Below are 12924 nucleotides of genomic sequence, written 5' to 3'. Positions count from 1 at the left end.
GCGCCGAGGTTCAGAGGAACATGCCGCCCGAGGCCTCGATGCGCTGGGCATTGATCCAGCTGCAGCCCGGCTGCAGCAGGGCCGCAATGACACCGCCGATGTCGTCGGGCTGGCCCACACGGCCCAGGGCGGTCTGGCTGGCGACCATGGCATTGAGCTGGGCGTTGTCCCGCACGGCACCACCACCGAAATCGGTCTCGATGGCGCCCGGCGCCACCACATTGACGGCAATCCCGCGTGCGCCCAGCTCCTTGGCCATGTAGCGGCTCAGCACCTCGATACCGCCCTTCATGGCCGCATAGGCGGCGTAGCCCGGCAGGGCGAAACGCGCCAGCCCGGTGGACACATTGAGGATGCGCCCCCCGTCGTTCATCAGCGGCAGCAGCTTCTGGGACAGGAAGAACGTGCCCTTGAGGTGGATGTTGACCAGCTCGTCGAACTGCGCCTCCGTCGTCTCCATGAAGCTGGCGTGGATGCCGACGCCGGCGTTGTTCACCAGGAAATCGAAACGTTCACGCTGCCAGTGCGCCGCCAGCGCGGCCTGCACCTGCAGCGCAAAGGCGGCAAAGCTGTGACTGTCGGACACATCCAGCGGCAGAGCCACGGCGCGGCGGCCCAGGGCCTCGATGTCCGCGACCACGGCATGGGCTTCGGCGGCCTGGCTGCGGTAGGTCAGGATCACGTCGATGCCCGAACGCGCCACCTGCAGGGCGGCATTGCGGCCCAGTCCGCGGCTGCCGCCGGTGATCAGTGCAATGGGGGTGGTCGTGGTGGTCAATGCTGTCAAGGCGGTCATCTCAGGCTCCTGCAAAAAGGGAAGGTCGATGGCTGGACTTTATTGATTCACACCGCTTTAATAAATCACGCAAAATTGATCAGATCGTTCAAATCTGGCGAACAATGAACTCCCTGGAACGCATGCACATCTTCACGCGGGTGGCCGAGCTGGCCAGCTTCACGCAGGCCGCCGCCACCCTGGGCCTGCCCAAGGCCAGCACCTCCACGGCGGTGCAGCAGCTCGAGGCCGAGCTGGGTACACGGCTGCTGCACCGCACGACGCGGCGTGTGCAGCTCACCCAGGACGGCCAGGCCTATTACGAGCGCTGCAAGGACCTGCTGGCCGATGTGGACGAGCTGCAGTCCATGTTCCAGCATGCCGACCGCGGCGGTCTGCAGGGCAGGGTGCGCATCGACATGTCCACGGGCATGGCGCGCAACGTGGTCGTGCCACACCTGCCGGCCCTGCTGGACCAGCACCCGGGCCTGAACGTGGAACTGAGCAGCACCGAACGGCGTGTGGACGTGGTGCGAGAAGGTTTCGACTGCGTGCTGCGCAGCGGCGCCGTGGTCGACCAGAGCCTGGTGGCCCGCCCCCTGGGCATGGCCCGCCTGGCCAACTGCGTGAGCCCGGCCTATGTGCAGCGCTACGGCCGGCCCGGGCACCTGCACGAACTGGACCGCCACCGGCTGGTGCACTTCGTCAACACCCTGGGCGCCGCCTCTGCGGGGTTCGAAGCCCTGGTCGACGGCCGTCTGGTGCAGCGCCCCATGGCGGGGGCGGTCACCGTGAACAATGCCGAGGCCTATGTGTCGGCCTGCCGGGCGGGACTGGGCATCATCCAGGTGCCGCGCCTGGGGGTGGAAGACCTGCTGGCACGCGGCGAACTGCTGGAGGTGCTGCCCCACCACCAGGCCCCGCCCATGGCCCTGACCCTGATGTACGCCACGCGCCGCCACCTGCCACGCCGGGTCCGGGTGGTCATGGACTGGCTGGCCGCCGTGGTGGCTGCACACCTGGCCGCCGACACGGGCGAAGCACCGGTCCGGCCTGCGGACTAGACGCCCAGGTACTGCTGGCGCACCGCCGCATCCCCGGCCAGGGCCACCATGGAGCTGTGGTGCACGATCTGGCCTTTTTCCAGCACATAGGCCCGGTCGGCCACCACTTCGGCAAACGGCAGATTCTGCTCGCTCAGCAAAATGCCGATGCCCTGGGCCTTGAGCTCCAGGATGGTGCGCGCCATCTGCTCGACGATCAGCGGCGCCACGCCTTCGGATGGCTCGTCCAGCAGCACCAGACAGGGCTGGCCCATCAGCGTGCGCGCAACCGACAGCATCTGCTGCTCACCGCCACTCATGCGGCCGCCCAGGCGATCGGGCATTTCACCCAGGTTCGGGAACAGTGCAAAAAGCTTTTCAGGTGTCCAGTGCGGCACGGCCGTTCCGTCGGGCCAGGAACGCGGTGGCTGGCGACCGACTTCCAGGTTCTCGCGCACCGTCAGCTCGGTGAAGATGCGCCGGTCTTCCGGCACATAGCCCAGACCGCGCCGAGCGATCTGGTGCGATGCCTGGTGCGCGATGGCCTCGCCCCTGAAAAGAATTTTTCCTTCCCGGCGCGGCACCAGGGCGGCAATGCTTTTGAGTGTGGTGGACTTGCCCGCACCGTTGCGCCCCATCAAGGCCACCACTTCCCCGCGCCCCACGCTCAGGCCCACGCCGTGCAGGATGTGGGCTGCGCCATACCAGGCGTGCAGGCCGTCCACCTGCAGCAACAGCGGGGTGGAGGGGTCTGTCCTCAACGCCCCATGGGTTGCGGCCGAACCGCTGTCCATCGCACTCATTTCTGTTTCTCCAGCACCAATCCGGTCCCCAAATACGCCTGCTGCACCCGGGCATCCGCCCGGATGGCCTGCGGCGTACCTTCGGCCAGCAGCTGGCCGCGCACCAGCACGGCCACGCGGTCGGCCTGGCCGAACACCACGTCCATGCTGTGCTCGGTGAACAGCACGCCCATGCGCCGCTGCCGGGCGATCTGGCGCGTGAGCTGCATCAGCGCCACGCGCTCGCCAGGCGCCATGCCGGCGGTGGGCTCGTCCATCAGCAGCAGCTGGGGGTTGTGGGCCAGCGCCATGGCCAGCTCCACCCGCTTCACATCGCCGTAGGCCAGCTCGCTGCAGGGGCGGTCGGCCTGGGCATCCATGCCCACCTGTGCCAGCAGCGCCAGTGCATCGCTGCGGCGGTGGGCGGTGGCGCGGCGCCACCAGTGGAAGATGCGGCGGTCGGTCGACAGCAGCGCCATCTGCACGTTCTCGGACACCGTCAGCGTGGCAAAGGTCTGGGCCACCTGGAAGGTGCGGCCCACGCCCCGGCGCCACACGGCGCGCGGCGGCAGACCGGTGATGTCCTGGCCGTTGAGCAGCACCTGGCCGCTGTCGGGCGCCAGCTGGCCGCCCACCATGTTGAAGGTGGTGCTCTTGCCCGCACCGTTGGGGCCGATCAGCGCCAGCAGCTCGCCTGCCTGCAGCGCCAGCGACACGTTCTGCACCGCCTGCACGCCGCCGAAGGCCTTGCTGAGATTCGTCACTTGCAGCAGGTTCATGCGGCAGCTCCCTGCACCTTGCGCGACACCAGCCGCGCCCACAGCATCTGCACAAAGCCCGACAGGCCCTGGGGAAACAGCAGCACCAGCACCAACATGATGCCGCCCAGCAGCGCACGCCAGTATTCGGTGTTGCGCGCCACGGTGTCATGCAGCCAGGTGAAGGCGGCAGCCCCGACCACGGGGCCGGCCAGCGTCTGCACGCCGCCCAGCAGCACCATCACCAGCGCGTCGACGGATTTGGTGACCGACATGGCATCCGGCGCCACGCCGCCCTTGCTGAACGCAAACAGCGCACCGGCCAGGCCGGCCAGCAGCCCGGCAATGACGAACGCGGTCCACTGCACGCGGCGCACGTCGATACCGATGGCGTCCGCGCGCAGCGCGGAATCGCGCGCGGCCCGCAGCGCAAAGCCCAGCGGGGCAAACAGCATGCGCCGCAGCAGATACAGGCCGGCCGCGCACACCGCCAGCGCCAGCCAGTAGAAGGTCGCACCCTGCGAGGCCCATTCCGGCGGCCACACGCCCGTGAGACCGTTGCTGCCGCCGGTGAAGCGGTCCCACTGAAAGACGATGGCCCAGCTGATCTGTGCGAACGCCAGCGTCAGCATGGTCAGGTACACGCCCGACAGCCGCACGCAGAACCAGCCGTAGAGCAGCGCCCCGCCGGCCGCCACCAGCGGGCCCAGCAGCAGCGCGGCCGCCATGGGCAGATCCAGCTGGCGCACCAGCAGCGCCGCGCCGTAGGCGCCCAGGCCGAAATAGGCCGCATGGCCGAAGGAATGCATGCCGCCCGGGCCCACGATGAAGTGCAGGCTGGCCGCCAGCAGGGCCGCGATGAAGATGTCGGTCAGCAGCACGGTGGCATAGCTGCCGGCGTCTCCGGCGGCCAGCGGAAACAGCACCAGGGCGGCGACCAGGCCCAGCCACGCGGCCGATGCCCCACGACCGGGGGCCCGCAGCGGCTGTTCGGGTTCCCCGCCGCTGCGGGCCAGGGCCTGGGGCTTGCCCAGCAGGCCCCAGGGGCGCCAGACCAGCACCACGGCCATCACAAGGAATTCGACCACCAGCGTGAGCTTGGAGAACGACACCTCCACGCCGCCAATCTCCTGCACGCCCAGCCAGATGCAAATGGCCTTAAGTTCGGCCACCAGCAGCGCGGCAATGAAGGCGCCGGGAATACTGCCCATGCCGCCCACCACCACCACCACGAAGGCCGCGCCGATGGTCAGCATGTCCATCTCCAGGCTGGCCGGCTCACGCGGCAGCTGCAGCGCACCGCCCAGCCCCGCCAGCAAGGTGCCCAGGGCAAACACCGCCGTGAACAGCCAGGCCTGGTTCACGCCCAGGGCCCCCACCATTTCCCGGTCCTGCGTGGCCGCCCGCACCAGGATGCCGAAGCGGGTTTTGGCCAGCAGCAGGGTCAGGCCCAGCAGCACCAGCGGGCCGACGGCAATCAGCAGCAGGTCATAGGCGGGGAACTGGCGGCCCAGGATTTCCACCGAGCCTTCAAAGCCCGCCGCGCGCGGCCCGAACAGCTCTTCCGGCCCCCACAGCCACAGCACGGCATCCTTGATGACCAGCACCAGCGCGAACGTGGCCAGCAGCTGGAACAGCTCGGGCGCCTGGTAGATGCGGCGCAGCAGCAGCATCTCGGTGAGCGCGCCCAGCAGGCCGCAGGCCAGCGGTGCCAGCAGCAGCGCGGGCCAGAAGCCGATGTGCGGCGCCAGGTGCTCGACGCTGCTGAAGGCCATGAACGCCCCCAGCATGAAGAACGATCCGTGGGCGAAATTGATGGTGCGGGTGACGCCGAAGATCAGCGACAGCCCCACCGACACCAGAAACAGCGACGATGCGCTGGCCAGCCCATTCAGCAACTGGGCCAGCAGGCCGGATGCGCTCATGCCGAGCTCCTCGTTCGCAACATATCTTTCCTGCGGGTGTGAAAAAGCCACCCGGGCGGGCCAGCATGTGCACTGGTCGCCAAGGTGGCTGTCAGCCAAAGACGCAATTATTGCGCGCTGGCGGGACGGAGTTTCTTGACCGCCTCATCCGAAGGCTGGTAGTCCTTGCCGTCGGCATAGTAGAAGTCGGTCATGATGCCGCGCTGCATCTTCTGGCTGTAGGTGGTCTTGCCCACGAACGCGCCCATGGTGGACTGGTTGTCCTGGGCCCGGTAGGTGATGGTGCCCCAGGGGGTGTTCACCGGCAGGCCCTTGAAGGCGGCGATCAGCTTTTCAGTGTCGGTGCTGTTGGCCTTCTTGATGCCGGCCGCCAGCGACTGGATGGCGTTGTAGCCCACGATGGAGCCCAGGCGCGGGTAGTCCTTGAACTTGGCTTCATAAGCCTTCAGGAAGGCCTGGTGCTCGGGGGTCTGGATGCCGTACCAGGGGTAGCCGGTGACGATCCAGCCTTCAGGGGCCTCCTGGCGCAGCGCGTCCAGGTATTCGGGCTCGCCCGAGAGCAGGCCCACCACGGCGCGGTCCTTGAACAGGCCACGGGTGTTGCCTTCGCGCACGAACTTGCCCAGGTCCACCGAGAACAGCACGTTGAAAATGGCATCGGGCTTGGCATCGGCCAGGGCCTGGACCACCGAGCCGGCGTCGATCTTGCCCAGGGCGGGCGCCTGTTCCGCCACAAATTCGATGTCCGGCTGGGCTTCCTTCATCAGCTTCTTGAAGGTGGCGACTGCCGACTGGCCGTATTCGTAATTGGGGTAGACGATGGCCCAGCGCTTTTTCCTCAGCTTAACGGCCTCCTTCACCAGCATGGCGGTCTGCATGTAGGTGGAGCCGCGCAGGCGGTAGGTGTAGCGGTTGCCGTTTTCCCAGACCACCTTGTCGGTCAGCGTCTCGGATGCCAGGAAAAAGCGCTTCTTCTGGCCTGCGTAATCGGTCAGTGCCATGCCCACATGCGACAGAAAGCTGCCGGTGAGCACATCGACCTTCTCGCGGGTGTAGAGCTCTTCGGCCGCGCGCACGGCATCGCCGGGGTTGCCGTTGTCGTCGCGGATGACCAGCTGCACCTTCTTGCCCAGCAGGCCGCCCGAGGCATTGATCTGCTCCACCGCCAGATCCATCCCCTTTTTATAGGGTTCCAGGAAGGCTGGCATGGCTTTGTAGCTATTGATTTCACCGATCTTGAGCACCGCCTGTGCCCAGGCTGGTGCGGCGGCCAGGGTCAGCAACGGCAGGCTCCAGCGCATACACGACCCATAGGATGTGGACATCGTCATTCTCCTTATTACGCATCCATATCAAGACAAGGCCTCGAACTGTACCCTTTTGCCAGCATTTGCCGGACAATATCGCGTTAACCCGATGGTCTGCCCGGCCGCCACAAAGCCTCCACGCCACGCATTGCGATGCGCCAGCCCCCGAAGCTTTCCGCCACCGTCCGCTGGCCCGGCGTCTGTTCGCTGCCCTGCAGCGTCCAGGCATCGCTTTTTCAGACACCACCCATCTTTGCCATCATGAGTGCTTTTCTCGAAGAACGCGTGTTGTCCGTTCACCACTGGACCGACCGCCTTTTCTCCTTCACCACGACGCGGGATACCGCGCTGCGTTTCTCCAACGGCCATTTCACGATGATCGGCCTGAAGGTGAACGGCAAGCCCCTGCTGCGAGCCTATTCCATCGCCAGCCCGAACTACGAGGAACACCTGGAGTTCCTGTCCATCAAGGTGCCGGACGGCCCGCTGACCTCGAAGCTGCAGAACATCCAGGTGGGCGACACCATCATCGTCGGCAAGAAGCCCACCGGCACGCTGCTGATCGACTACCTGCTGCCCGGCAAGAACCTGTACCTGATCGGCACCGGCACCGGCTTGGCGCCCTGGCTGGCCGTGGCCCGCGACCCCGAGACCTATGAGCGTTTCGACAACGTGGTCGTGGTGCACGGCGTGCGCCAGGTGGAAGAGCTGGCCTACCAGGAGCTGTTCGAGAAGGAACTGCCCGAGCACGAATTCCTGGGCGACATCGTCCAGGGCAAGTTGCACTACTACCCCACGGTCACGCGCGAGCCCTTCCGCAACCAGGGCCGTATTTCGGACCAGATCAATGCCGGCACCTTCCCGCAGAACCTGGGCCTGCCCGCGCTGAACCCCGAAACCGACCGCATCATGCTGTGCGGCAGCCCCGCCATGCTGGCCGAGCTCAAGGAAATGCTGGAAGAGCGCGGCTTCAAGGAAGGCAACACCACCACCCCGGGCGACTTCGTGATCGAACGCGCCTTCGTGGAAAAGTAAGCTCCGCGCCCTGCGCCGAGCCCGGAGCCGCGTGCGGCTCCCCCAGGCCTGCCGTGTGCAGGCCTTTTTTTATGCGGCTGCGTCCTGCGGCGCGGCCGCATCGTCGCCGCCATGGGCGGCGTCAATGGTCTGCATATTGCCCAGCAGCTTGAGCAGATAGTGCAGCAGGTGGGCCATGTCCCCCACCGAGAAATCCGCCAGCGCCTGGCCGTAGTAGCGGCGGATGTGTTCCTGCGCCTCCTGCTGCCAGACATGCTGGCCCCGATCCGTCATGCGGATCAGGCGCGCACGCCGGTCCTGCGGATCGGCCGCCAGCTCCACATGCCCGTCGCGCTCCATGCGCCCCACCAGACCGGACAGGTTCTGGCGGCTGACCATCAGATAGCGCGCCAGCTCCCCCACCCCCATGCCCGCCTTGGCATCCGGCCGCGACAGCGCGCCCAGCACCGCCCATTGCTGGGTGGTCAGGCCCTGCTGCTCCACCGCACGGCTGCCAGTTTTATGCAACATATTTGCACATTGATACAGGCGAAAGAAGATGCGATTCGCCAGTTCCATCTCGGCTTCTTGCGGTGTTTTGTTCGGGTTATCCATGGGAATTCTCCTTCACTCCTGGGTTGCCAAGCGCGCATGCGCCACTCAATAATAAGACAACATATTTACCTAATTGCCATCAAGTGGCCGAAATGCATCGGCCACGGCAAGCAGCTCAGGAGGCTTTATGCAAGGTTTGGCAGGCAAGACCGTCATTGTCACCGGGGGCGGTGGCGGCATCGGCAACGCGACATGCGAGCGCCTGGCGCAGGAAGGCGCCCAGGTCGCCGTGCTGGACCGCGACCTGGCGGCAGCCCAGGCCACGGCGCAGCGCATCACCGCCGCAGGGGGCAAGGCGCTGGCCGTGGCGGCAGACATCACCCGCCGCAGCGAGGTGGATGCCGCCGTCCAGGCCGTGCACACCGCTTTCGGGCCGGTGGATGTGCTGGTCAACAACGCGGGCTGGGATGTCTTCAAGCCCTTTGCACAGACCGCCCCGGACGAATGGGAGCGGCTGATTGCCATCAACCTGGTGGGGGCACTGCACATGCACCACAGCGTGCTGCCGGACATGGTGGCGCGGCGCGGCGGCCGCATTGTCAACGTGGCCTCCGATGCGGCCCGCGTCGGTTCTTCGGGGGAAGCCGTCTATGCCGCCTGCAAGGGCGGGCTGGTGGCTTTTTCCAAGACCCTGGCACGCGAGCATGCCCGCCACGGCATCACCGTGAACGTGGTCTGCCCCGGCCCCACCGACACCGCCTTGCTGGCCGGGGTGACCGATGCCGCACCCAACCCGGAGAAGCTGCGCGAGGCCTTCACCAAGGCCATTCCGCTGGGGCGCCTGGGCCAGCCCCAGGACCTGGCTGCGGCCATTGCTTTCTTTGCCAGCGATGACGCGGGCTTCATTACCGGCCAGGTGCTCAGCGTGTCCGGCGGATTGACCATGAACGGCTGAGGCCAGGGAGACTGCTATGCAATTCGAAGACATCCTCTACGAGATCCGGAACGGTGTGGCCTGGATCACCATCAACCGCCCCGACAAGATGAACGCGTTTCGCGGCCAGACCTGCGACGAGATCATCCGGGCGCTGAACAAGGCGGGCTATGACCGCGACGTGGGCTGCATCGTGCTGGCCGGTGCGGGCGACAAGGCCTTCTGCACCGGTGGCGACCAGTCGGCCCACAACGGCAACTATGACGGGCGCGGCACCATCGGCCTGCCGATGGAAGAGCTGCACACCGCCATCCGCGATGTGCCCAAGCCGGTGATTGCCCGCGTGCAGGGCTATGCCATCGGCGGCGGCAATGTGCTGGCCACCATCTGCGATCTGACCATCGTGTCCGACAAGGCCATCCTGGGCCAGGTGGGGCCCAAGATGGGCTCGGTCGACCCCGGCTACGGCACGGCCTTTCTGGCCCGTGTGGTGGGCGAGAAGAAGGCGCGCGAGATCTGGTACCTGAACAAGCGCTATTCCGGCCAGGAGGCCGTGGACATGGGGCTGGCCAATATCTGCGTGCCGCACGACCAGCTGGACGCCACGGTGCAGGAGTGGGCCGAGACCATCTGCCAGCGCAGCCCCACGGCCATTGCCATTGCCAAGCGCAGCTTCAACATGGACACGGCCCACCAGGCGGGCATTGCCGGCATGGGCATGTATGCGCTGAAGCTGTACTACGACACCGAGGAGTCGCGCGAGGGGGTGAACGCCCTGAAGGACAAGCGCCAGCCCGATTTCCGCAAATACGCGAAGTAGCCCGCACTCCAAGGAATGGCCATGAACCCCTATCTGGACGATGACCTGCTGACGCTGGCCGAACATGCCCAGCGCTTTGCCCAGGGCCGTGTGGCCCCGGGTTTCCAGGAGCGGGACCAGACCCGCGTGCTGGACCGTGCGCTGATGCGCGAGATGGGGCAGATGGGCTTCATCGCCCCCGAGCTGCCCGAAGCCGTGGGCGGCCAGGGCATGGGCTGCCTGGCGGCCGGCGTGATCCATGAAGCGATTGCGGCGGCGGATCTGTCCCTGAGCTACATCAATCTGCTGGCCTCGCTGAATGGACAGATCCTGTCCCAGCACGGCGAGCGCAGCGTGGTGCAGCCCTGGCTGGACAAGCTGATCGCCGGCGAGGCCCTGTGTGCGATTGCGCTGACCGAGCCGCGCGGCGGATCGGACGCTGCCAGCCTGCGCCTGCGGGTGGAACGCCAGGGCGACCACTATCTGCTGAATGGCGAGAAGACATCGATCTCGGCCGCCGACCAGTGCGACATTGCCGTGGTGTTCGGGCGTACGGGCACGGTGGAGTCCGGCGCCCATGGCGTGACCGCGCTGCTGGTTCCTATGGACCTGCCCGGAATCACCCGCAGCCGTTTCGACTGCCATGGCCAGCGCGCCATCGGCCGGGGTTCGCTGTTCTTCGAGAATGTGCGCGTCCCCGTCGACCACCGGCTGGGGGCGGAAAACAAGGGCTTTGTGCAGGTGATGCAGGGCTTTGATTTTTCCCGCGCGCTGATCGGGCTGCAGGTGCTGTCCGTGGCCCGCACGGCGCTGGACGAAAGCTGGGCCTATGCCGCACAGCGCGAGGCCTTTGGCGCACCGCTGACGGCGTTCCAGGGTGTCAGCCACCCGCTGGCGGATTTCGACACCCAGGTCACCGCCGCGCGGCTGCTGTGCCTGCAGGCGCTGTGGCTCAAGGACCGCCATCTGCCGCACAGCGCCGAGGCCGCGATGTGCAAATGGTGGGCCCCGAAGCTGGCCTACGACGCCATTCACCAGTGCCTGCTGACCCATGGGCATGGCGGCTATGACCGCGGTCTGATGGAGCAGCGCCTGCGCGATGTGCTGGGCTTTCAGATCGGCGACGGCACCGCCCAGATCATGAAAACCATCATTGCGCGCACGCGTGCCGGACGCCAGGCGGTGCCGATCTGACGGCAGCGCGCACCCAGCTTCCCTCCTGGCGCGCAGCACCACGCCCCGTTCTCGCGCCATCCCCTTTGCCTGTGGAGAGCTTCCATGGAATTTGACGCCGTCCTGATCCCCCCCCGCCGCGCCCGCAACCTGCAAGCTGGGCACTGGCGCGACCAGACCATCAACGACGCACTGGACCAGGCCGTGCGCGAGCGCCCCCAGCAGCTGGCCCTGACCGCCTGGCGCACCGAAGACGACGCGGTGCGCCGCTTCAGCTACGCGGAGCTGGCGCGCATGGCCGACCGCATGGCCGTGGGGTTGCACCGCCTGGGCGTGCGCCGCAACGATGTGGTGGCCTGCCAGCTGCCGAACTGGTGGCAGTTCACGCTGCTGTACCTGGCCTGTGCGCGCATCGGGGCGGTACTGAACCCGCTGATGCCCATTTTCCGGGAGCGGGAGCTGCGCTTCATGCTCCAGCATGGCGAGGCCAAGGTCATGGTGGTGCCGCAGCGCTTTCGCAACTTTGACCATGCCGCCATGCTGCGCCAGCTGCGCCCGGAACTGCCGCAGCTGCAGCATCTGCTGGTGGTGGGCGGCACCGGTGCCGAATCGTTCGAAGCGGCGCTGACCGAACCGGCCTGGGAGGAAGCGGAAGACGCCGCCGCCATCCTGCACGCCACACGCCCCACGGCCGACGATGTGACGCAGCTGATGTACACCTCCGGCACCACCGGCGAGCCCAAGGGCGTGATGCACACCGCCAACACCGTCAGCGCCAACATCTGGGCCTATGCCGAACGCTTGCACCTGGGCGCCGATGATGTGGTGCTGATGGCTTCGCCCATGGCCCACCAGACCGGTTTCCTATACGGGCTGATGATGCCCGTCATGCTGGGTGCCCGCGTGGTGCTGCAGGACCTTTGGGAACCCGCCAAGGCGGCGCAGATCATTCGCGACGAAGGGGTGAGCTTCACCATGGCGTCCACCCCCTTCCTCAGCGACCTGGCGCGCGTGGTGGCGGAGTCCGGCCAGCCCGTGCCCACACTGAAGACCTTTCTGTGTGCCGGCGCGCCCATTCCCGGCCCGCTGGTCGAACAGGCGCGCAGCGCCCTGGGCGCCAAGATCGTGTCGGCCTGGGGCATGACCGAGAACGGCGCCGTCACCCTGATCCGCCCCGAGGATGCCGACGAACGCGCCGTACACACCGACGGCCTGCCGCTGCCCGGCGTGGAGATCAAGGTGGTGGACATCGACGGCCGCAGCCTGCCTGCCGGGACCACCGGCCAGCTGTGGTTGCGCGCCTGCTCCAACTTTGGCGGCTACCTGAAGCGCCCGCATCTGAACGGCACCGATGCCGAGGACTGGTTCGACACCGGCGACCAGGCCCGTATTGATGCCCAGGGCTATCTGCGCATCACCGGTCGCAGCAAGGATGTGATCATCCGCGGCGGCGAAAACATTCCCGTGCTGGAAGTGGAGACCCTGCTCTACAAGCACCCTGCGGTGCTGCAGGCCGCCGTGGTGGGCTTTCCCGATGCGCGCCTGGGCGAGCGGGCCTGCGCCTTTGTGGTCACCCGCCCCGGGCAGCAGCTGGTTTTTGACGACATGGTGGCGTATTTCAAGGCCCAGCAGCTGACCACGCAGTACATCCCCGAGCGGCTGGAAGTGCTGCCCGTCATGCCGGCCACGCCCTCCGGAAAGATCCAGAAATTCCGCCTGCGCGAGCAGCTGGTCGCCCTGCTCTCTCCTTCCGCCTAGCCACAGCATCCCCCGCGTGCGGTGGCCCCGTATGGAAGGGGCCCACACCTGCGTTGTCCCCGGGCCGTGCACACCCACGGCCGGGGGCCGTCCTCACCCGA

The 12924-nt window shown here is 66.9% G+C and carries 12 protein-coding genes; 6 read left to right on the top strand and 6 right to left on the bottom strand.

The features are described 5' to 3' along the window. Positions 1-10: 10 nt before the first annotated feature. Entirely contained in the window at positions 11-796 is a 786-nt protein-coding gene (locus CT3_RS00645; RefSeq protein WP_066538714.1) for an SDR family NAD(P)-dependent oxidoreductase, read from the bottom strand. 104 nt (positions 797-900) lie between these two features. Between CT3_RS00645 and CT3_RS00640 the strand changes: the two genes are divergently transcribed. Then, positions 901-1839 (top strand): LysR family transcriptional regulator, encoded by a 939-nt coding sequence (locus CT3_RS00640; protein ID WP_066538711.1) that lies wholly within the window; start codon positions 901-903, stop codon positions 1837-1839. Here CT3_RS00640 and CT3_RS00635 read toward each other — a convergent pair. The 4 genes from CT3_RS00635 to CT3_RS00620 all read right to left on the bottom strand — a co-directional run bounded on the left by CT3_RS00635 (position 1836) and on the right by CT3_RS00620 (position 6584). Next, positions 1836-2612 carry an ABC transporter ATP-binding protein gene (locus tag CT3_RS00635; protein ID WP_066538709.1) on the bottom strand — a complete coding sequence of 259 codons (777 nt, stop codon included), beginning with the start codon at positions 2610-2612 and terminating at the stop codon, positions 1836-1838. The two genes, CT3_RS00640 and CT3_RS00635, sit on opposite strands and share 4 nt — an antisense overlap. Positions 2613-2617: 5 nt before the next feature. Beyond that, complete coding sequence (locus tag CT3_RS00630; RefSeq protein WP_066538707.1) at positions 2618-3379, bottom strand: ABC transporter ATP-binding protein; 762 nt, start codon at positions 3377-3379, stop codon at positions 2618-2620. Next, positions 3376-5283, bottom strand: a complete 1908-nt coding sequence (locus CT3_RS00625) for an ABC transporter permease (protein ID WP_066538702.1) — start codon at positions 5281-5283, stop codon at positions 3376-3378. Before CT3_RS00625 ends, CT3_RS00630 begins: the two co-directional genes overlap by 4 nt. A gap of 107 nt (positions 5284-5390) precedes the next feature. Next, positions 5391-6584 carry an ABC transporter substrate-binding protein gene (locus CT3_RS00620; protein ID WP_098065995.1) on the bottom strand — a complete coding sequence of 398 codons (1194 nt, stop codon included), beginning with the start codon at positions 6582-6584 and terminating at the stop codon, positions 5391-5393. A 267-nt stretch (positions 6585-6851) separates the two neighbouring features. On the opposite strand from CT3_RS00620, the gene CT3_RS00615 reads away from it, so the two are divergent. Beyond that, complete coding sequence (locus tag CT3_RS00615) at positions 6852-7625, top strand: ferredoxin--NADP reductase (protein WP_066538910.1); 774 nt, start codon at positions 6852-6854, stop codon at positions 7623-7625. 69 nt (positions 7626-7694) lie between these two features. Here CT3_RS00615 and CT3_RS00610 read toward each other — a convergent pair whose 3' ends face one another. Further along, positions 7695-8183 (bottom strand): MarR family winged helix-turn-helix transcriptional regulator, encoded by a 489-nt coding sequence (locus CT3_RS00610; protein ID WP_218333483.1) that lies wholly within the window; start codon positions 8181-8183, stop codon positions 7695-7697. Positions 8184-8346: 163 nt separating this feature from the next. On the opposite strand from CT3_RS00610, the gene badH reads away from it, so the two are divergent. The 4 genes from badH (at position 8347) to aliA (ending at position 12823) form a co-directional block, all read left to right on the top strand. Next, positions 8347-9114: a 2-hydroxycyclohexanecarboxyl-CoA dehydrogenase gene (gene badH / locus CT3_RS00605; RefSeq protein WP_066538696.1), complete on the top strand. Its 768-nt coding sequence runs from the start codon at positions 8347-8349 to the stop codon at positions 9112-9114. 16 nt (positions 9115-9130) lie between these two features. After that, positions 9131-9913 (top strand): 2-ketocyclohexanecarboxyl-CoA hydrolase, encoded by a 783-nt coding sequence (gene badI / locus CT3_RS00600; RefSeq protein ID WP_066538694.1) that lies wholly within the window; start codon positions 9131-9133, stop codon positions 9911-9913. 21 nt (positions 9914-9934) lie between these two features. Continuing rightward, positions 9935-11086 carry a cyclohexanecarboxyl-CoA dehydrogenase gene (gene aliB, locus CT3_RS00595; RefSeq protein WP_066538908.1) on the top strand — a complete coding sequence of 384 codons (1152 nt, stop codon included), beginning with the start codon at positions 9935-9937 and terminating at the stop codon, positions 11084-11086. Positions 11087-11170: 84 nt separating this feature from the next. After that, positions 11171-12823, top strand: a complete 1653-nt coding sequence (gene aliA, locus CT3_RS00590; RefSeq protein WP_066538693.1) for a cyclohexanecarboxylate-CoA ligase — start codon at positions 11171-11173, stop codon at positions 12821-12823. Positions 12824-12924: the final 101 nt, after the last annotated feature.

The sequence above is a fragment of the Comamonas terrigena NBRC 13299 genome, from assembly GCF_006740045.1.
GTDB lineage: Bacteria > Pseudomonadota > Gammaproteobacteria > Burkholderiales > Burkholderiaceae_C > Comamonas > Comamonas terrigena.
Note: the sequence above shows the minus strand (reverse complement) of the source record. Positions and strands in the feature narration are given on the sequence as shown.

Bases quoted from the DNA above. Each gene is read 5' to 3' on its own strand.
- CT3_RS00645 (WP_066538714.1), bottom strand. From the start codon at position 796: ATGACCGCCTTGACAGCATTGACCACCACGACCACCCCCATTGCACTG.
- CT3_RS00640 (WP_066538711.1), top strand. From the start codon at position 901: ATGAACTCCCTGGAACGCATGCACATCTTCACGCGGGTGGCCGAGCTG.
- CT3_RS00635 (WP_066538709.1), bottom strand. From the start codon at position 2,612: ATGGACAGCGGTTCGGCCGCAACCCATGGGGCGTTGAGGACAGACCCC.
- CT3_RS00630 (WP_066538707.1), bottom strand. From the start codon at position 3,379: ATGAACCTGCTGCAAGTGACGAATCTCAGCAAGGCCTTCGGCGGCGTG.
- CT3_RS00625 (WP_066538702.1), bottom strand. From the start codon at position 5,283: ATGAGCGCATCCGGCCTGCTGGCCCAGTTGCTGAATGGGCTGGCCAGC.
- CT3_RS00620 (WP_098065995.1), bottom strand. From the start codon at position 6,584: ATGCGCTGGAGCCTGCCGTTGCTGACCCTGGCCGCCGCACCAGCCTGG.
- CT3_RS00615 (WP_066538910.1), top strand. From the start codon at position 6,852: ATGAGTGCTTTTCTCGAAGAACGCGTGTTGTCCGTTCACCACTGGACC.
- CT3_RS00610 (WP_218333483.1), bottom strand. From the start codon at position 8,183: ATGGAACTGGCGAATCGCATCTTCTTTCGCCTGTATCAATGTGCAAAT.
- badH (WP_066538696.1), top strand. From the start codon at position 8,347: ATGCAAGGTTTGGCAGGCAAGACCGTCATTGTCACCGGGGGCGGTGGC.
- badI (WP_066538694.1), top strand. From the start codon at position 9,131: ATGCAATTCGAAGACATCCTCTACGAGATCCGGAACGGTGTGGCCTGG.
- aliB (WP_066538908.1), top strand. From the start codon at position 9,935: ATGAACCCCTATCTGGACGATGACCTGCTGACGCTGGCCGAACATGCC.
- aliA (WP_066538693.1), top strand. From the start codon at position 11,171: ATGGAATTTGACGCCGTCCTGATCCCCCCCCGCCGCGCCCGCAACCTG.